Genomic DNA, 18,710 nt, shown 5'->3' with positions numbered 1-18,710 from the left:
ATCAGCCGCTATGAAAAGCCCTCAACCGACCGTGTCCATGGCGGATAAAGTTGCCTTGATCGACAGCCTCTGCGCCAAGGCGCGGATCCTGCCGGTGATCACCATCGCCCGCGAGCAGGACATCCTGCCGTTGGCCGACGCCCTGGCAGCCGGCGGTTTGACCGCGTTGGAAGTGACCCTGCGTTCCGAGTTCGGCCTTAAAGCCATTCAGGTCTTGCGCGAGCAGCGTCCTGAACTGTGCACCGGTGCAGGTACCGTGCTAGACCGTCACATGCTCGAAGCGGCAGAAGTGGCAGGCTCGCAATTTATCGTCACCCCCGGCATCACCCGCGACTTGCTGGAAGCCTCGGTGCACAGCCCGATCCCGCTGCTGCCGGGCATCAGCAACGCCTCCGGCATCATGGAAGGCTACGGCCTGGGTTATCGCCGCTTCAAGCTGTTCCCGGCTGAAGTCAGCGGTGGTGTTGCTGCCATCAAGGCGCTCGGCGGCCCGTTCGGGGAAGTGAAATTCTGCCCGACTGGCGGCGTTGGGCCGGCCAATATCAAGAGCTACATGGCGTTGAAAAACGTGATGTGCGTGGGCGGCAGCTGGATGCTGGATCCGGAGTGGGTCAAGAATGGCGACTGGGCGCGTATTCAGGAAGTCACTGCCCAGGCGCTGGCGCTGCTGGACTGAACTGATTTATCGAATCGTTGTTGCTGTGCTTAACGGCATTTTTGCGGCGCACTTGGTCGGTGTGCCGCTTTTTTTTGCCTGTAAAAAACCTCAAACACATCGCCGTTCTGAAGGTGGGAGCTGGCTTGCCTGCGATAGCTATTTATCAGTTAGCCCATCTTTGGCTGATACACCGTTATCGCAGGCAAGCCAGCTCCCACAGTTTTAAACGGTGTTTAGTTGGGTGATCGCGTGGACCAGCGCGTTGATGTCCGCCGCCGACGTCACCAGCCCCGGCGTCACCCGGATACAGGTGCCAAACGCTGCCCCCGTGCGCGTAGTGGTGAACAGGCCGTGCTCCTTGAGCAGCCTGTCCACCATCGTCTGCTGATCACGCCCGATGAACTTGAAGGCTGTGATCCCGCAATACAGTCTGGGGTCATCCGAAGTCAGCACTTCAATCCCCGGCAACGGTCGCACCTGGTTTACCCACAGGTTGCGCAGGTAATTGACGCGTGCGCCCTTGGCCGCAGCGCCACCCAATTGCCGATGCTCGTCAAACACCAAAGGCAGGGTCATCAGCGCGGGGAAGTTCGGCGTGCTGTAGGACGTACGCGCTCGCACATCCGTGGCCGGGTAGTGGAATTCGCCCATGTCCGGGTCGATATCGGCCAGGCGCTCCGGAGCAATGTACAAAAAGCCCAGGGTCAGCGGCGCGCCGATCCACTTGTGCAGGTTGAAGCCTGCGAACTGAATGCCCAGTTCGGCCAGGTTGAATTCGATCTGGCCCAAGGCGTGGGCGCCGTCGAGGATCACGTCGATTGCGCGTTCGCGCGCGGCCTTGGCAATGGCCGCAACCGGCATGACCAGGCCGGTACGGTGGGTCACATGGGTCAGGGCCATTAATTTCAGGCGCGGGTACTGCGCGAAGGCGTCGTGGTAAGTTTGCACCAGGCTGTCGAAACTGGCCGGGTGGGTGTGGGCCACCTCTATCACTTCCACGCCGCGAGTCGCTGCCAGCCAGCGCATGGCGCCTTTGACCGTGTCGTACTCCAGGTCGCTGATCAGCACCTGGTCGCCCGGTTGCAGGCGGTTGTAGTTGCGGATCAGCGACTGCAAGGCTTCGGTGGCGTTGCGGGTAAACGCGACCGACTCGGGGTCGACGTCAATCAACCCGGCCAACTGGCGGCGTATCTCGATGTTTTCGCCCTGCTCAAAGCGCTGGCGCACATGCACCGCGTTGCTGCGGTTGATAAAGCTGATGTGCTCAAGGTACTGGGCCTGCACCGCCCGGCTCATGCGCCCGAAGTAGCCGTTTTCCAGGTTGATCGGGCCGGGCTCGCACTCATAGCGCTGAGCGATGGCCTGCCAGTGCGCTTCGTTATCGGCATTCCTTGGCATGGTGGGTCTCCTAGTGGCGAGGGGCGGGTCTGCCGTGTTTGGCGCGCAGTGGTTCGAGCAATTCGGACAGGCCGTTGTGGTCGATTTCCTGCATCAAGGCCAGCAAACCGCCCAGTTCCCCGTGGGGGAAACCTTCACGGGCGAACCAATTCAGGTAGGGCCCAGGCAGGTCGGCAATGATCCGGCCTTTGTATTTGCCGAAGGGCATTTGACGGGTGATGAGCAGTTCGAGTTTTTCGGGATTCATGAGCGTCGCAGGGTTGAGGCCAGGCTTTCGAAAATACAGGCATTCTGCATGAAGGCCAAATGACAGATCATGCAAATAACCAAGATACAGATGGTTCAATAATTCGTAACTTGTTGAAATTAAACATAAAAATAATTTTTGAAAACCTGGCACGGGCGCTGCAATAACCAAGGCAACCTTCTAACCCGTACAAGGAATTGAAAAATGACTGATATCAACAAAGAATCGATCTCCGTACTGAACGACCTGATCGAGACCAGCATCGACGGCCAAAAGGGTTTCAAGGAATGCGCTGAAGACATCAAGCATCCAGAACTCAAGGCTCTGTTTGCTAAGCGCTCCGCTGATTGCGCGACAGCCGCCGCTGAACTGAAAACGGCTGTGCGTGCCTTGGGTGGCGATCCTGAAGATTCCGGCAGCATGGCCGGCGCCCTGCACCGTGGCTGGGTCGACGTGAAGTCGATGGTCACCGGCAAGGACGAAGAGGCCGTATTGAACGAAGCCGAGCGCGGTGAAGACCACGCATTGAAGGCTTACAAGGAAGCCATCGAGAAGATCAACAAGCACAACCTGGTGGGCATTCGTGACTTGGTTGAGCGTCAGTACCACGGGGTACAGCGCAACCACGACCAGGTAAAAGCCCTGCGTAACCAGGCTCGCGCTCAGTCGTAAGCCCCACGCTGGGCTTAGTGTGGGAGCGGGCTTGCCCGCGAAAGCGGTGGATCAGTCACGGTTGTATTGACTGACACACTGCATTCGCGGGCAAGCCCGCTCCCACATGTGTTTTATGCACAGGCTGGAATCTAGGTCAGCCGATGCTGATGGGTGGCAATTCGGTCAGGGTCACGACTTGCTGCTTACGTGGCGCCAGAATCTCCGCCTCGCCATCCACCACCAACTCATCACGCTGGTTGAACACCCGAGTGGCAATGCGCACGCGAAACTTCGGTAGTTTCTCGAGGATTTCCAAACGCACGGTCAGGGTGTCGCCAATCTTCACCGGCTTCTGGAAGGTCATCTGCTGGCCGATATAAATCGTGCCCGGCCCAGGCAGCTCGCAGGCCACCGCCGCGCTGATCAGCGCACCGCTGAACATGCCGTGGGCGATGCGCTCCTTGAACATGGTCGCCTTGGCGTATTCAGCGTCCAGGTGCACCGGGTTGTGGTCACCCGACATGGCGGCGAACAGCTGGATATCGCGCTCTTCGACGGTTTTGCTGAAGCTGGCAGTCTGGCCCACTTCAAGCGCTTCGTACGGGGTGTTGGTTACCTGGGTCATCTCAAGGTGCATCCTGTGGCTTAACGGTAATTAATCGGCTGATTTTAAAGCAAAAACTATTCGCAGCGGGTGGGCCTGCGCAACGCCAGCGCCTGGTCGAGCCAGGCCAGCAGGTCGGCGGTGACTTCATCCCGGTTGGTTTCGTTGAACACTTCATGACGCGCCTGCGGGTAGAGCGTCAATTGCACGTCCTGGCAACCGGCCTCACGCAGGGCATGGGCCAGATCCTTGAGACGCTTGCCTTCACTCACCGGATCACAATCGCCGCCCATCACCAGGATCGGCAGGCCGGGGTCGATCTGCGCCAGGTTGGAGACTTTGCTGATCTGCTGCAAGCCGCCCAACAGGTCGATCCACAATTGATTGGTGCAACGAAAGCCACAGAGTGGGTCGTTGATGTAGTTGTCCACTTCAACCGGGTCGCGGCTGAGCCAGTCGAACTGGGTGCGATTGGGTTTGAAGGCTTTGTTGAATGAGCCGAACGACAAGAAGTCGATCAACGCACTGCGTCCTCGCAGGCCTTGGCGTGCTCGCTCGATGCGCGCAATGATTTGCGCTGCACGGTAGAGGGCCACCGGCTGGAAATTCGAACCGCTGAGAATTGCCCCATGCAGGCTGGCACTGTGATGCAGCAAGTACGCCTGGGAGATGTAGCTGCCCATGCTGTGGCCCAGCAGGATGATCGGCAGCCCGGGGTGCTGTTGGCCAATGTGCTGATTGAGGCTGGCCAGATCGCCCACCACTTTGTTCCAGCCGTCCGTTTCAGCATACAACCCAACGGTGCCGGCCTCGGCGGTACGGCCATGCCCACGCTGGTCCAGCGCATACACACCCAGGCCTGCTGCACACAATGCCTGCGCCAGGCGTGCATAGCGGCCGCCGTGCTCGGCCATGCCATGGGAAATCATCACCACGGCCTTGGGCGAGCCGTCGGGCATCCATTGGTTGACGTACAGGCGGGTGTGGTCGTTCGCGGTCAGCCAGAAGGTGCTGTGGTTCATGGCGGCTTCCTTTGCTCAGGGTGGTTGCATTGTATAGCTCATCCGGCGTGGGGCGGGGTATCTGCCTACGCCTTAGGTACAAGATTCATACAATCAATGACACAGTTCAGTGTCTTGCCTGTTTGGCCATAGCTGCTAACTTCCCCAAAGCTCCGCTTCTTATTGCTGCGCATTTGCATGGCAGCGGCCGGACACACTCAGGTAAAGAGGACAAGAATAATGCAACCTGATTTCTGGAATGACAAACGCGCGGCGGGAGTCCCCAATGCCATCGACCTCAGCACCTACAAGTCGGTGATCGAGGTCTTCGAGCGTTCCTGCAAGACCTTTGCCGACCGTCCGGCATTCAGCAGCATGGGCATTACCCTCACCTACGCCGAGCTTGAACGCCAGAGTGCGGCGTTTGCCGGTTACCTGCAGCAGCACACCGACCTCAAGCCCGGTGAGCGCATCGCGGTGCAGCTGCCCAACGTGCTGCATTACCCGGTTGCGGTGTTCGGCGCACTGCGCGCCGGGCTGATCGTGGTCAACACCAACCCGCTGTATACCCCGCGCGAGATGCGCCACCAGTTCAAGGATGCCGGTGTGCGGGCGCTGGTCTACCTCAACCTGTTCGGCTCGCGGGTGCAGGAGGTGTGCACCGACACCGAAATCGACTACCTGATCGAAGCCAGGATGGGCGACTTCATGCCAGCCGCCAAAGGCTGGCTGGTCAACACCGTGGTCGACAAAGTCAAGAAGATGGTCCCGGCCTACTACCTGCCGCGGGCGGTGTCGTTCAAGCGCGCCCTGCGCATGGGCGCGGGCCTTGGAGTGACGCGCCATCCGGTGACCCTGGACGACGTCGCCGTGCTGCAATACACCGGCGGCACCACTGGGCTGGCCAAGGGCGCGATGCTCACCCACGGCAACCTGGTGGCGAATATGCAGCAGGTGCGGGCCTGCATGTCGCAACTGGGCGACGACGGCCATCCGCTGATCAAGGAAGGGCAGGAGGTAATGATTGCACCGCTGCCGCTGTACCACATCTATGCCTTCACGGCCAATTGCATGTGCATGATGGTCTCCGGCAACCACAACGTGCTGATCACCAACCCACGGGACATCGGCGGGTTTATCAAGGAGCTCAAGCAGTGGCAGTTCTCCGGTCTGTTGGGGCTGAACACACTGTTTGTGGCGCTGATGGACCACCCGGATTTCAAGACCCTGGATTTCTCCCACCTGAAGATCACCAATTCCGGCGGCACCGCCCTGGTCAAGGCCACGGCGGAACGCTGGAAGGCGCTGACCGGCTGCGCCATCGGCGAAGGCTACGGCCTCACCGAAACCTCGCCGGTAGCCAGTACCAACCCCTACGGCGGGCTATCGCGCCTGGGTACCGTGGGCATCCCAGTGCCGGGGACGGCGATGAAAGTCGTGGATGACCTGGGGCAAGAACTGCCGTTGGGCGAGCGCGGCGAGCTGTGCATCCAGGGCCCACAAGTAATGAAGGGCTACTGGCAGCAACCGGCCGCCACCGCCGAAACCCTGGACGCCGATGGCTGGTTGAAGACTGGCGACATTGCGGTGATCGACACCGATGGCTACATCAGCATTGTGGATCGCAAGAAGGATTTGATCATCGTCTCGGGTTTCAACGTGTACCCCAACGAAATCGAAGACGTGATCATGGCCCACCCGGCCGTGGCCAACTGCGCCGTGATCGGCGTGCCGGACGAGCGCACAGGGGAGGCGGTGAAGCTGTTCGTGGTGGCACGGGCCCAGGGGGTGAGCCTTGAGGAGCTGAAGGCGTACTGCAAGGCCAACTTCACCGGGTACAAGGTGCCCAAGCATATTGTGTTGAGGGAGTCGTTGCCGATGACGCCGGTGGGGAAAATTCTGCGCCGGGAGCTGCGCGACATCGCTTGAATTGAAACCGGGTACAAAAAATGTGGGAGCTGGTCTGCCTGCGATAGCAGTGTTTCAGTCACCTGTTGAATTGACTGGTCCACCGCTGTCGCAGGCAAGCCAGCTCCCACACTGTATTTTTCGCCCTTGAAAGCCTGTTCTAGAGCCATTTCTGGAGTTATAGAATTTTTGCTCTAAAAGTGACCATTGGATATTCTTGAGTCATGTTTATGACTGTAGGGCCCTCTTTTGGCTCTAGGCGGCCCTTGGCAAAGCTGCTACTCTCGGCGCGCTTTGTGACTTCTAGGCCTGCTTTAAAGCGCCAGACTCACCTAAAAACATACACCAATAATAATCGCATCAAATGCGATGATGAATTCGCGTCGCTGAGGAGTGGGCTTCCATGAATGAAGACTTTTGGAAGGATAAGTACCCCGCCGGGATTGCTGCACAGATCAATCCAGACGAGTATCCGAATATTCAGGCGGTACTGAAGCAGTCCTGCCAGCGCTTCGCTAACAAACCGGCTTTCAGCAATCTGGGCAAGACCATCACCTACGGTGAATTGTACGAATTGTCCGGCGCATTTGCCGCGTATCTGCAACAGCATACCGACTTGAAGCCTGGCGATCGAATCGCCGTGCAACTGCCCAACGTTCTGCAATACCCCGTCGCTGTATTCGGTGCGATCCGCGCCGGCCTCATCGTGGTCAACACCAACCCGCTGTACACCGCGCGGGAGATGGAGCACCAATTCAATGATTCGGGGGCCAAGGCCCTGGTTTGCCTGGCCAACATGGCGCACCTGGCTGAAAAAGTCGTGCCCAAGACCGCCGTCAAGCACGTGATCGTCACCGAAGTTGCCGACCTGCTCTCGCCGTTCAAGCGCGTGCTGATCAACAGCGTGATCAAGTACGTGAAGAAAATGGTCCCGGCCTATCACTTGCCTCAGGCCATCAAGTTCAACGACGTGCTCGCCAAGGGCCATGGCCAGCCGGTCGACGATGCCAGCCCGGCCAGCGGCGATGTGGCCGTGCTGCAATACACCGGCGGTACCACCGGCGTGGCCAAGGGCGCGATGCTGACCCACCGCAATCTCGTGGCCAACATGCTGCAATGCAAGGCGCTGATGGGCTCCAACCTCAACGAAGGCTGCGAGATCCTGATCACGCCGCTGCCGCTGTACCACATCTATGCCTTCACCTTTCATTGCATGGCGATGATGCTGATCGGCAACCACAACATCCTGATCAGCAACCCGCGCGACCTGCCGGCGATGGTCAAGGAACTGTCGAAGTGGAAGTTCAGCGGCTTCGTCGGCCTCAACACCCTGTTTGTGGCGCTGTGCAACAACGAAGGTTTCCGCAAGCTGGACTTCTCTGCGCTGAAGGTCACCCTGTCGGGGGGCATGGCGTTGCAACTGGCAGCGGCGGAGCGTTGGAAGGCGGTGACCGGCTGCGCGATCTGCGAAGGCTACGGCATGACCGAAACCAGCCCGGTGGCCACGGTCAACCCGATCCAGCACATCCAGATCGGCACCATTGGCATTCCGGTGCCTTCCACCGCGTGTAAAGTCATCGCTGACGACGGCACCGAGCTTGCACTGGGTGAAACCGGCGAGCTGTGTGTGAAAGGTCCGCAAGTGATGAAGGGCTACTGGCAGCGCCAGGACGCCACCGACGAGATGCTCGACAGCGAAGGCTGGCTGAAAACCGGCGACATCGCGATCATCCAGCCAGACGGCTACATGCGTATCGTCGACCGCAAGAAGGACATGATTCTGGTCTCCGGTTTCAACGTCTACCCCAACGAGCTGGAAGACGTGCTGGCGGGCCTGCCGGGCGTGCTGCAGTGTGCGGCCATCGGCGTACCGGATGAAAAATCCGGTGAGCACATCAAGTTGTTCATCGTGGTCAAGCCAGGGGCTACCCTGACCAAGGACCAGGTGATGGAACACATGCGTGCCAACGTCACCGGCTACAAGGTGCCCAAGGCCGTGGAGTTCCGTGATGCGTTGCCGACTACCAACGTGGGCAAGATCTTGCGGCGTGAATTGCGGGATGAAGAGCTGAAGAAACTCGGTCTTAAAAAGTAACCCATAAAAAACCCCGCTGATGCGGGGTTTTTTATGGGGGCGCTGGCGAAACACTTACCCCCTGTGGGAGCTGGCTTGCCTGCGATAGCGCTACACCGGCTACTGCTGTATCGCCTGACTCACTGCTATCGCGGGCAAGCCCGCTCCCACAGGGTTACCGGGGTTACAGCACGAACTGCGCGAAGCTCACACCCGCACCGGCGGGGCGTACGTCCTTCAAGAACGAATCCTTATCGGCACTCAACTCCAGGGTAATCTCCGGCTTGCGCTTGCCCGCATTGCGTACCACCAGCCCTTCGAGTTTTTCACGCAGGAACACGGTCGGCACCTTCAGGTGCAGCAACTGGTCGGTGTCGGCGTTGTGCATCAACAGGTGGATCCACTCGTACTGGCCCACGGCAATGCGCCCCACCGGCAGGTCGAACCACCAGATGTTGCGTTTGCGGTCCAGGTCGGTGAAGTGGCAGTTGTTGACGCCGAGTACGGCACCGCCCAGTTCCTGGTTTCTGCGGGCAATGGCCTGTGCTTTATTGAGTTTCATAACCTTCCTACGGGATCTGTTATTCAGCGTTGCAGCCTGAATGTGCCGGGCATTCTCGTGGGTTGGCTGCAAAACATAAAGCCAAACCTGCCGCTTTCGATGAAATGCTTGCGCAAAAATAATTGAAACTCTGCCGTTGCGCTTCAGGTCAACCGCTACGTAGTGACCAAAAACCATTTGATTGTTATCAGGAGTAATACCATGAGCAGCACTTCCGATAAGGTAAAGGGCTTGGCGAACGAAGCTGTGGGTAACATCAAGCAAGGCGTCGGTAAAGTCACAGACAACGACAAACTGCGTGCTGAAGGTGTGATCCAAGAGAAAAAAGGCGAAGCGCAGCAAGCAGTGGGCAAGACCAAGGACGCAGTGAAAAAAGCCACTGAGTAACACGTCCTGGCGGGCAGCCCCCAGCAGCCCGACGGCCATCCACGGATGGCCGTTTTTGTATCTGAAGGTGCAACTAAACTTTCGAAATTGTTTCAAAGTCGCCAAATGGGCTACTTTGATGTAGAAAACGGCCCCTGAGTCGCCCACGAACTCAACCTCTTTGCGGCGAAAGGAGACGCTATGCTTTTTCCGGTACTCGATGGTCTCAAGCTGCACAAGGTGCTGGTACGCACCGTCAAGGAATTCGTCGATGACGAGATGCCTACCTACGCCTCGGCACTGGCCTACCAGATGCTGTTCTCTTTGTTTCCGTTCCTGCTGTTTCTCATTGCCCTGATCGGTTTCCTGCACCTGCCTGACTTCTTCACCTGGCTGCGCCTGCAATCGGAGTTGGTGTTGCCTCCCCAGGCGCTGGAACAGGTCAACCCGGTGATCGATCAGTTGCAGCAGTCCAAGGGCGGCTTGCTCTCGGTGGGTATCGTCATCGCACTGTGGACGGCCTCTGCGGGCGTGCGCCTGATGATGAGCGCCATGAACGCCGCCTACGACGTGGTGGAAGGGCGGCCGATCTGGAAGCGTTTCCCACTGTCGATTTTCTACACCGTGGGCATCGCTGGCATGCTGCTGGCCGCCGCCGCGCTGATGGTGCTGGGCCCACAGGTCATGGAGTGGCTGGCCGGGCAGATCGGCATGCAGGAATTCGTGGTCACGCTGTGGACCATCCTGCGCTGGCCGCTGATTGTGATCTTGCTGATGTTCGCCGTGGCCCTCATGTATTACGTGATGCCGGACGTTGAGCAGGAGTTTCGCTTTATCACCCCCGGCTCCGTCTTGGCCGTGGTGGTATGGATCGTCGCCTCCCTGGGCTTTGGCTACTACGTCAAGACCTTCGCGGACTACAACGCCATGTATGGCAGCATCGGCGCGATCATTGTCTTGCTCCTGTATTTCTACATCTCTGCCGCCGTATTGCTGCTGGGCGCGGAGATGAACGCGGTCATCGAGCATATGTCTGCCGAGGGCAAGGACCCCGGTGAGAAAGAAATAGGCGAGCCGGGCCACACCGATGAAAAACAACACGTCTCTGGCCTAGGCCGGGACCACTCCAAGCCCATGACCGAGCCTGAACAATGATCCGTGAAATCCTGAAAATGGGCGACGAGCGCCTGCTGCGTATCGCCCCGCCGGTACCGCCGGAAATGTTCGACAGCCCGGAGCTGTGGCAACTGATCGACGATATGTTCCAGACCATGGAGCACGTGGGCGGCGTTGGCCTGGCCGCGCCGCAGATTGGGGTGGACCTGCAACTGGTGATCTTCGGTTTCGAAGCCAGCGAACGCTACCCGGACGCGCCGCCGGTGCCGCAGACCATCCTGATCAACCCGCTGATCACACCGCTCAGCCCGGTACTGGAAGAGGGCTATGAAGGTTGCCTGTCGGTGCCAGGCCTGCGCGGCGCCGTGAACCGTTACCAGCAGATTCGCTACGAAGGGTTCGACCCCAAAGGCGAGCCGATCGTACGCTTTGCCGACGGTTTCCATGCGCGGGTGGTGCAGCATGAGTGCGACCATTTGATCGGCCGGCTGTACCCGTCGCGGATTACCGATTTCAGCAAATTCGGGTTTATTGAAGTGATGTTCCCGGAGCTGGACCCAACGGCTGACGAATAGCCCTTCTGACACACCCACAGTTCAACTGTGGGAGCTGGCTTGCCTGCGATAGCGGTGTATCTGTCACAGATAGATTGGCTGGCCCACCGCCATGGCAGGCAAGCCAGCTCCCACATGGGTTCAGTGTTTATCCTGGGCATTGAGCCCCATCGCAATCATCGGCTTATTGCGCTTGTAACGCACCAGCCGTTCACTCAGCGATTGCGGCAAAACCGTGTCCTGGCTGAACCCCATCCTCTGATACAACCGTTCCAGGTCCGGATGGCACAGCAACCAAACCGTCCCCTCAATACCCGCCACGGCCTCGCCGATCAATCGAGCCGCCAGCCCCTGGCCACGATGAGTCGGCGCCACAAACACCCCCGTCAGCCACTGCCCGCCCACCACCGGGCTCAAGCACAAGCCGGCCACGATCTCGCCATCTCGCACTACCCACAAACGGCCGCCCTTGAGCGCCTTCATCGATGAATTGTGGCTGCGGTAAAACTTGTTCAGCAGTGGCCACAGAGGCTCGGCCAGCGGTTCGATGTGCAATGGGGGCATGGGGTTCAGACAAGCGTTATCCAGGGCAGGGGATTATAAGCGCCTTCTGCCGGGCAATAGGTGGTATACCCAGTGCTACATCCCCTGTTAGTGGAGCATGCATCATGGCCAAAGGTATGGATTCAAAGAAAGCCGCGAAGAAAAAACCGGCAAAGACCGCGGATGAAAAACGCGCGGACAAGAAGACCAAAAAATCCGAAGCAGGCCTGTTCGGTCACTGAGTTGTAAGCTTAGAACCAAACGATCTGCAAGATTTTCCCGCCTCATTGCACAGAGCAGGAAACACCTGCTCTGAGCTGCCGATGGCCAATTACCTTGATCCGACCCACCGCCGGGAAATCGAAGCCCTGGCGACGACCTTTGTGGCAAGAACCGAGTGGCCGACCTGGCTGCTGTTGATCAGCGTATATGCCGGCTGGTTCGCGGTGATCCTTGGCAGCTGGTGGCTGGGCCTGTGGCTGAGCATGTTGCTGCTGATTCCGCTGGTGACCCTGTGGCTATCGGTGCAGCACGAATTGCTCCACGGCCACCCGACTCGTTCGTTATGGCTGAATAAACTCCTCGGCTATGCCCCGTTCGCGGTGTGGTATCCCTACACGCTGTACCGCGACAGCCACCTGTTGCACCATAACGACCACGACCTGACCCTACCGGGCATCGACCCGGAAAGCCGCTACCTCAATCAGCAGCAATGGAACAACAGCTCGCTGTTCGAACGTGGCCTGCATTGGCTGACCAAGACCGTGCTTGGCCGCTTCCTGCTGGCAGCGCCGTTGGCGATTGGCCGGTTGGCACGTCACGAATTTCAACGTCTGCCTCAGGTATGGCCGATGTGGCTGGCCCACGGCGCCGTCACTGTGCTGATGCTGATTTTCATCGCCTACTACAGCGCGCTTGCGGTGTGGCATTACCTGCTGCTGGTCAGCGTGCCAGCCTTGTCCCTGGCCTCGATCCGTTCCTACTATGAGCACCGCCCCCATCTCCGGCCGGAACAGCGCACAGTGCTTAACGAAGCGTCTTGGCCTTGGGCCTGGCTGTTTCTCAACAACAATCTGCATCTGGTACACCACGATCTGCCAAAGTTGCCGTGGTACCTGCTGCCCAGGGTGTACCGTGCCCGGCGCGAGCAGTGGCTGGCGCGCAGCGGCGGTTTCCTGGTGCAGGGTTACGGCCAGTTGATCAGCCGCCACGGCCTCAAGGCCATCGACAGCCCCCGGCACCCGTTTGCCTGAGAGGCGACCATGAGTGAGCATTACGCCGACCTGCGCATGTACGTTGCGCCCCAGCCCATCCAGCAGGCCAATCAACGCTGGCTGGCGCGCATCCTTGAGCGCTTGAAGCTGCATCGTCTTGACGCCGACCACCTCGACTTGCCCGGCCTGTGGCTTTCGCCGCAATTGCTCGTCAGCCAAACCTGCGGCTACCCGCTGATGACCCAATTGCGCGGCCAGGTACGCATCATTGGGCGCCCCCGTTACGAGTTGGTCCACAGCAGCCACGGCGAACATTGCAGCCTGCTGTTGACCCGCGCTGACAACCCGCGTAACCGCCTGGCGCAGTTCTACCAGAGCCGCGGCGTGATCAACGGTCACGACTCCAACAGCGGCATGAACCTGCTGCGTCACTGCGTGGCGCCGTTGCAGCACGACGGGCGGTTCTTCGCCAGCGTCGGCATCAGCGGCGCCCACCGCGAGAGCTTGCGCTGGCTGCGTGAAGACCGCGCCGACCTCGCTGCCATCGACAGCGTCACCTACGACTACCTCGCCCGATTCGCCCCCGAAGAGGTGGCGGGCCTGCGCGTCATCACCCGCAGCGCGCCGAGCCCGACTTTGCCCTACATAGGCGCGCTGGGCTTGAGCGACGTGCAGGTGGCGCAGATTCGGGAGGCGATGAACCTGGCGTTGCAGGACCTGCCGCAGGTGACGCAAACCTTGGGTGTGCAAACCGTGCTCCCTGCCAGCGAAGACGACTATCAGGTGGTGTTGGATTACCAACGGCAGGCCGCCAGCGCCGGCTACCCGAAACTTCAATAGAGTTATATAAAAATGCATTTTAAATATTATTAAAGCATAAGCAGCCTTGCTAGGATCGCTCCACCGGAACACCGGACATACCGCGCAACCTACTCAGAAGGAGCCACTATGTCCGGCGCCGATAGTGCTCACAGCGATTACGTGGGCTCACTGTTTCGCATTCATTACCCTTGGCTGTGCAGCCGCTTGCACCGCTACCTCAACTCCCGTGCCCACGCCGAAGACATCGCCGTCGACGCCTTTGTCCAGCTCCTGAGTGCGCCTCAGCTAACGCCGATACGACAGCCCCGCGCATTGCTTACCACCATTGCCCAGCGCCTCGTATACCAGGTGTGGCGCCGGCGTGACCTGGAGCGTGCCTACCTCGCTGCGCTGGATGACGATGCCGCCTGCGCCGAGGATCGGGCCCAGGTACTCGAAGCCCTGCAAGCCATCGATCTATTACTCGACCGCTTGCCGGCCAAGATCAAGACGACGTTCCTGTTGTCCCGCGTCAACGGCCTGACGTACCCCCAGATCGCCGCCGAACTGGGGATTTCCCAGCGCTCGGTCAGTGACTATATGGCCCGCGCTGTTACCGGCCTTGAATCCCACACCGATCAAATGTGGGAGCTGGCTTGCCTGCGATAGCGGTGAGCCAGCCAACACCTCTGACCCTGACAGGCCGCCATCGCAGGCACGCCAGCTTCCACGCTTACTGTGCTCACTTTGAATCTGATCGAACCACCAAGAGGCAACTTATGAAAGCAATCAAACACCTGCTGGGCAGTTCGCTGCTGGCATTGGCGGTATTGGCGCAGCCCACCTCAGCGGCCGAACCTTCCACGCTGCGCATCGGCTACCAGAAAAGCTCGGTCAGCATGGTGCTCGCCCGTGAGCACAAACTCTTCGAAGCGGCGCTGCCCGGTACACAGGTGCAGTGGACCGAATTTCTCGGCGGCCCGCCGCTGATCGAAGCGCTTAACGCCGGCAGCCTGGACATCGGCAATATTGGCGACATCCCGCCGATCTTCGCCCAGGCGGCCGGGATAGACTTGCAATACTTCGCCGTCGAGCCTAATGAGGGCAAGGCCGAAGCGGTGCTGGTGCCCAAGGCCAGTACGGTGCAGACCGTGGCTGAACTCAAGGGCAAGCGCGTGGCGTTGCTCAAGGGCTCCAGTGCGCACAACCTGTTTCTCAAGAGCCTGCTGCGCGCCGGGTTGCAGTGGAAGGATGTGAACGTGGTGTACCTGTCGCCTTCCGACGGCCGTGCCGCGTTTGAACAAGGCAAGGTGGACGCCTGGGTGGTGTGGGACCCGTACTACTCGGCCGCTGTGATCGACGGCTCGGCGCGCGTGCTGGGGGATGGGCAAGGGCTGAACCCTGCGGGCAGTTTCTTCGTGGTCAACCACCCGTTTGCCAAGCAGCACCCCGAGGCCATCGCCACGATTATCCAGACGCTTGGTAAAGCACAGCGCCTGTCGCTGGATCAGCCCGACGCGAGCATCGCGCTGATGGCCGGCACCCTAGGGCTGCCATCGGCGGTGGTCAAAAGCTACTTCGAACATCGCTCGCCTGAACCGATCCGCCCCTTGGCGGCCATCGACATCGCCAACCAGCAACGCACCGCCGACCTGTTTTTTGCCAACGGCCTGATCCCGAAAAAGGTCGATGTGCAGCAGGTGGTCTTCAAGCCCATTGAGTCAGACCGCTAAACCGAACAATGTGGGAGCTGGCTTGCCTGCGATGCAGACACCTCGGTGTATCAGTTGGGCTGAGGTGATGCTATCGCAGGCAAGCCAGCTCCCACCTGTTTAGATAGCGGCCAGGGTTTCCTTCAGTGTCTGGGTTGGCGAAGCCGTGGCCTTCGCCGCTACCTGCTGCTGTTGTTGCTCCTTCAAGCGCTCGGCCACTTGTTTGGCGATGGCGTCTTGTTTTTCCTGGGGCAGCGCCTGCACTTGCTCTTCGGTCAGCCCTTGTTCCTTGAGCAACTGTTCACGAATACGTTCGGCCGGGGATTTGCTCATGTATTCGGTGAACTCGGTACGTGCCCCGTTAGTCGTGGCCTGTAACTGCACGCGGGTCTTGGCGAAGGCTTCGTCGATGCGATCGCTGGCCTTGTCCAATTCCCTCTGCGCGGCCGGCACTGTGACGCTGTGTTGCGCAGCCTGCAAAGCGCCGCTGTACAGCGCACTGGCGGCGGCGTTGGCGGGGTCCATGTCGGGTCGCGTGATCTGTTGCACGTTCGACGCCGCTTGAGTGTTGTTAACCAGCATGATCGGTCACCTATGAAAACAGACGGTGCGACAGCTGGAGCAAATACTGTGCCGGGTGCCAGACCCCAGTGTTTACTGGGGCGGAAGTCGTCGGCGTGGCAAGCCTTCTCCTTGTGCGGCCAACCGTTGCCGTCAGTGAGCGATGTTCTCCAGCGCCAGGTTGCGCGTGCGTGGCCCGAACCAACTGATGGTAATCATCACGATCAACATGCTGCTGGCGATAAACGCCAACACACCCGGCGTGCCCAGGTGTTCGAGGATAAAACCGATCAACAAACTGCTGAACACCGTGGATAAACGGCTGAACGAATAACAGAACCCCACCGCCCGTGCACGGATATTGGTGGGGAACAATTCGCTCTGGTAGGAGTGATAACTGAAGCTCAGCCAGGCGTTGCAGAAGGTGATCATCACCCCGCAGAAAATCAGCCCTAACGCGGTGGTTTGCAGGGCAAACAGGCTGCCGAAGATCACCGCCCCCATGGCCGAGCCGACAATCTGCCATTTGTTCTCAAAGCGGTTGGCCACTTTGACGAACAACAGCGGGCCCAGCGGGTAGGCGAGGGTGATGATGAAGGCGTAGAGCAGGCTGTGGGTCACGCTGACCCCCTGGCCCGAGAGCAAGGCCGGCAGCCAGTTGCCAAAGCCGAAGAAGCCGATGGCCTGGAATACATGAAACACGATCAGCATCAAGGCGCGGCGGCGGTAGGGCGGCTGCCAGATATCGGCGAAACGGCCACTGCCTTGCACGCTGATCGTTTCGGGCTCCGGCATGTCCAGCGGCTTGCCGTGATCCTTTTGGCAGCGTGCCTCCAGGTTGTTCAGGATCGTGTCGGCTTCTTCGAAGCGTCCCTTTTGTGCAAGCCAGCGCGGTGACTCCGGCAGGCGCTTGCGCAGTTGCCAGATAAACAATGCAAACACTGCACTGCTCAACACCACCCAGCGCCACCCGGCGATACCGAACGGCGCCTGTGGCACCAGCCACCACGACATCAACGCCACGGCCGGTACGGACAGAAACTGGATAAAAAACGCAAAGGCAAACGCCGAACTGCGCATGCGCTTGGGCACCAGTTCCGAAAGGTAGGCGTCGATGGTCACCAGTTCGATGCCAAGGCCAATGCCCACCAGAAAACGCATGCAGATGATGCCCACGGCCGAGGTCTGGATGCCCATCAGCACCGTGGCCACCGTGTACCAGACCAGTGCAAAGGTGAAAATCGCCCGGCGCCCGAAGCGGTCGGCGATGGGGCTGAGCAGGCTGGCGCCGAGGAACAGGCCCAGGAACGTGGCCGAGGCGAAAGCGGCTTGGTCCGAGAAGCCGAAAACACCTTCGCTGCCGGTATGAAAAATCCCGTCGCTGATCAGGCCAGGGCTGATATAGGCGGTTTGGAACAGGTCATACAGCTCGAAAAAACCGCCGATGGAGAGTAACGCCACCAGGCGCCAAATAGTGGCGACGGCGGGCAGGCGGTCGATGCGGGCGCTGATGTGGGCGGCGCGGGTGGGGTCTGAGACGCAGGCGGCGAGTGTGGGCATGAATAACCTTGAGTTAGGCGAGTTGGAAGCTTCGAGCTTTAAGCCAAAGCGCTATTGGGCTTGGAGCTTAAAGCGCGCAACTGCTTCTCTAATTGTGGCCGTCGAGCGCGAACGTCTTGAAGCCAGCGTGCTGGCTGAGGCGTTGGTAATACGCCGCGATGGCGGGGTAGGGTGGCCGCTCCATGGGTGTCATCTGCCACCGATGTACCGAAAGGCCGATCAAGATGTCAGCGAGGGTGAACTCTTGGCCGGCGACGTAGGCGCCGGTCTTGCTCAACTGTTGTTCCAGCAAGGCCATCTTGTCGTTCCAGGCCTGCACACCCGCCTGGATGCGTTGCGGGTCCTGATAGTCCGGGTTTTGACGCACCAGTGCGTGGAACGCATAGCCCCACGAAGGGTTGAGTTCGGTGGCTTGCCAGTCCATCCACTGTTCGACCCGTGCACGCAAGGCAGGCTCAACGGGTAGCAAGTCATGGCGCTGATAGAGGCCGACAAGGTAGCGACAGATGGTATTGGACTCCCATAGCACGCCATGGTCGTCGATCAGTACAGGCACCTGCGCGTTGGGGTTCAAGGCGAGGAAATCGGGGGATTGGGTAGGCTTGAAACCGATGCCCCAGTCTTCGCGCACATAGTCGATGCCCAGTTCCTGGCAGGTCCACAGTACTTTGCGCACGTTGATGGAGGAGGTACGGCCCAGGATTTTCAGTGAATGGCCCATGGTGCTTCCCTGGCATTTGGAGAATGACCAATCTAACAGGAGCCGGGCACGGCCGCGAGGGTGTGAAGCGGGCACTGTCGAAAATGTGGGAGCTGGCTTGCCTGGGATAGCGTTGTGTCAGTCAATGAAGATGTTGCCTGATACACCGCTATCGCAGCATAGGTATCTACACAACTTTGGTGCGACGCTGGACCTGTGGCGAGGGCGCTTGCTCCCGTGACGACCGGATAGCCGACGCTGTTCTAACTGACGCACCGCGATCCAAATGTGGGAGCTGGCTTGCCTGCGAAGACGGCCTGACGGCCGACCAGGATGTTGGATTCGACCGCGTACATATCCATTATTTAGGTAACGGCCACTTAGGGTTCCGCCCAACGGCGGCTCACTTTTGAAAAAAAGCGCAAAAGTAAGCAAAACGCTCTTGCCCCACCACTCGGCACCTCGCTTAGGCTCGGT

20 protein-coding genes are annotated in these 18,710 nt (G+C 59.5%); 11 read left to right on the top strand and 9 right to left on the bottom strand.

The genetic code is table 11. The annotated features are described in order from the left end of the window. Positions 1–10 precede the first annotated feature (10 nt). A complete protein-coding gene (locus E1K68_RS21570; protein WP_026067364.1) occupies positions 11–676 on the top strand; it encodes a bifunctional 4-hydroxy-2-oxoglutarate aldolase/2-dehydro-3-deoxy-phosphogluconate aldolase in 666 nt (221 codons plus the stop codon). Positions 677–880: 204 nt separating this feature from the next. Here the strand turns inward: E1K68_RS21570 and E1K68_RS21565 are convergent, their stop codons facing one another. Together E1K68_RS21565 and E1K68_RS21560 are read right to left on the bottom strand one after the other, a co-directional pair. Next, positions 881–2,056 carry an aminotransferase class V-fold PLP-dependent enzyme gene (locus E1K68_RS21565; protein WP_003193752.1) on the bottom strand — a complete coding sequence of 392 codons (1,176 nt, stop codon included), beginning with the start codon at positions 2,054–2,056 and terminating at the stop codon, positions 881–883. Positions 2,057–2,066: 10 nt separating this feature from the next. Continuing rightward, entirely contained in the window at positions 2,067–2,303 is a 237-nt protein-coding gene (locus tag E1K68_RS21560) for a DUF3820 family protein (RefSeq protein ID WP_003193750.1), read from the bottom strand. A 204-nt stretch (positions 2,304–2,507) separates the two neighbouring features. Here E1K68_RS21560 and E1K68_RS21555 point away from each other — a divergent pair, with 204 nt between their 5' ends. Further along, positions 2,508–2,975: a PA2169 family four-helix-bundle protein gene (locus E1K68_RS21555; protein ID WP_003193748.1), complete on the top strand. Its 468-nt coding sequence runs from the start codon at positions 2,508–2,510 to the stop codon at positions 2,973–2,975. Between the two features lie 136 nt (positions 2,976–3,111). On the opposite strand, the gene E1K68_RS21550 is transcribed toward E1K68_RS21555, so the two are convergent. Then, positions 3,112–3,582 (bottom strand): MaoC family dehydratase, encoded by a 471-nt coding sequence (locus tag E1K68_RS21550; protein WP_003193747.1) that lies wholly within the window; start codon positions 3,580–3,582, stop codon positions 3,112–3,114. Between the two features lie 56 nt (positions 3,583–3,638). Continuing rightward, the gene (locus E1K68_RS21545; RefSeq protein WP_137203920.1) at positions 3,639–4,583 is read right to left on the bottom strand and encodes an alpha/beta hydrolase; all 945 of its coding nucleotides are present in this window, start codon (positions 4,581–4,583) and stop codon (positions 3,639–3,641) included. 219 nt (positions 4,584–4,802) lie between these two features. On the opposite strand from E1K68_RS21545, the gene fadD2 reads away from it, so the two are divergent. Then, positions 4,803–6,491: a long-chain-fatty-acid--CoA ligase FadD2 gene (gene fadD2 / locus E1K68_RS21540; RefSeq protein WP_212614639.1), complete on the top strand. Its 1,689-nt coding sequence runs from the start codon at positions 4,803–4,805 to the stop codon at positions 6,489–6,491. A 382-nt stretch (positions 6,492–6,873) separates the two neighbouring features. Further along, complete coding sequence (gene fadD1, locus E1K68_RS21535; RefSeq protein WP_003193742.1) at positions 6,874–8,565, top strand: long-chain-fatty-acid--CoA ligase FadD1; 1,692 nt, start codon at positions 6,874–6,876, stop codon at positions 8,563–8,565. A 163-nt stretch (positions 8,566–8,728) separates the two neighbouring features. On the opposite strand, the gene E1K68_RS21530 is transcribed toward fadD1, so the two are convergent. Then, positions 8,729–9,106 carry a hypothetical protein gene (locus tag E1K68_RS21530; RefSeq protein WP_034134348.1) on the bottom strand — a complete coding sequence of 126 codons (378 nt, stop codon included), beginning with the start codon at positions 9,104–9,106 and terminating at the stop codon, positions 8,729–8,731. A 201-nt stretch (positions 9,107–9,307) separates the two neighbouring features. Between E1K68_RS21530 and E1K68_RS21525 the strand changes: the two genes are divergently transcribed. The 3 genes from E1K68_RS21525 (at position 9,308) to def (ending at position 11,163) form a co-directional block, all read left to right on the top strand. Next, positions 9,308–9,493 carry a CsbD family protein gene (locus E1K68_RS21525; protein WP_003193737.1) on the top strand — a complete coding sequence of 62 codons (186 nt, stop codon included), beginning with the start codon at positions 9,308–9,310 and terminating at the stop codon, positions 9,491–9,493. Between the two features lie 180 nt (positions 9,494–9,673). Then, positions 9,674–10,627, top strand: coding sequence for a YihY/virulence factor BrkB family protein (locus tag E1K68_RS21520; protein WP_003193733.1), 954 nt, complete (start codon positions 9,674–9,676; stop codon positions 10,625–10,627). After that, positions 10,624–11,163, top strand: coding sequence for a peptide deformylase (def, locus tag E1K68_RS21515; protein ID WP_003193731.1), 540 nt, complete (start codon positions 10,624–10,626; stop codon positions 11,161–11,163). The genes E1K68_RS21520 and def overlap by 4 nt, the downstream gene beginning before the upstream one ends. A 120-nt stretch (positions 11,164–11,283) precedes the next feature. Here def and E1K68_RS21510 read toward each other — a convergent pair whose 3' ends face one another. Beyond that, a complete protein-coding gene (locus tag E1K68_RS21510) occupies positions 11,284–11,706 on the bottom strand; it encodes a GNAT family N-acetyltransferase (RefSeq protein ID WP_003193728.1) in 423 nt (140 codons plus the stop codon). 302 nt (positions 11,707–12,008) lie between these two features. On the opposite strand from E1K68_RS21510, the gene E1K68_RS21505 reads away from it, so the two are divergent. The 4 genes from E1K68_RS21505 (at position 12,009) to E1K68_RS21490 (ending at position 15,433) form a co-directional block, all read left to right on the top strand. Beyond that, positions 12,009–12,938 carry a fatty acid desaturase gene (locus tag E1K68_RS21505; protein ID WP_120248624.1) on the top strand — a complete coding sequence of 310 codons (930 nt, stop codon included), beginning with the start codon at positions 12,009–12,011 and terminating at the stop codon, positions 12,936–12,938. A 9-nt stretch (positions 12,939–12,947) separates the two neighbouring features. Continuing rightward, a complete protein-coding gene (locus E1K68_RS21500; protein WP_034134346.1) occupies positions 12,948–13,739 on the top strand; it encodes a PhnD/SsuA/transferrin family substrate-binding protein in 792 nt (263 codons plus the stop codon). A 108-nt stretch (positions 13,740–13,847) separates the two neighbouring features. Continuing rightward, positions 13,848–14,369, top strand: a complete 522-nt coding sequence (locus tag E1K68_RS21495; protein ID WP_003193719.1) for a sigma-70 family RNA polymerase sigma factor — start codon at positions 13,848–13,850, stop codon at positions 14,367–14,369. 110 nt (positions 14,370–14,479) lie between these two features. Beyond that, positions 14,480–15,433, top strand: coding sequence for an aliphatic sulfonate ABC transporter substrate-binding protein (locus E1K68_RS21490; protein ID WP_057711762.1), 954 nt, complete (start codon positions 14,480–14,482; stop codon positions 15,431–15,433). A 99-nt stretch (positions 15,434–15,532) separates the two neighbouring features. Here E1K68_RS21490 and E1K68_RS21485 read toward each other — a convergent pair whose 3' ends face one another. The 3 genes from E1K68_RS21485 to E1K68_RS21475 form a co-directional block, all read right to left on the bottom strand. Then, positions 15,533–15,994, bottom strand: coding sequence for a hypothetical protein (locus E1K68_RS21485; RefSeq protein WP_034134344.1), 462 nt, complete (start codon positions 15,992–15,994; stop codon positions 15,533–15,535). 132 nt (positions 15,995–16,126) lie between these two features. Further along, complete coding sequence (locus tag E1K68_RS21480; protein WP_169856204.1) at positions 16,127–17,533, bottom strand: MFS transporter; 1,407 nt, start codon at positions 17,531–17,533, stop codon at positions 16,127–16,129. Between the two features lie 88 nt (positions 17,534–17,621). Further along, positions 17,622–18,254: a glutathione S-transferase gene (locus E1K68_RS21475; RefSeq protein ID WP_003193711.1), complete on the bottom strand. Its 633-nt coding sequence runs from the start codon at positions 18,252–18,254 to the stop codon at positions 17,622–17,624. Between the last annotated feature and the right edge of the window lie 456 nt (positions 18,255–18,710).

The organism is Pseudomonas sp. B2021 (assembly GCF_018135665.1).
GTDB classification, from domain to species: domain Bacteria; phylum Pseudomonadota; class Gammaproteobacteria; order Pseudomonadales; family Pseudomonadaceae; genus Aquipseudomonas; species Aquipseudomonas lactis.
The sequence above is the reverse complement of the archived record's forward strand: the minus strand, read 5'-3'. Positions and strand labels throughout refer to the sequence as shown.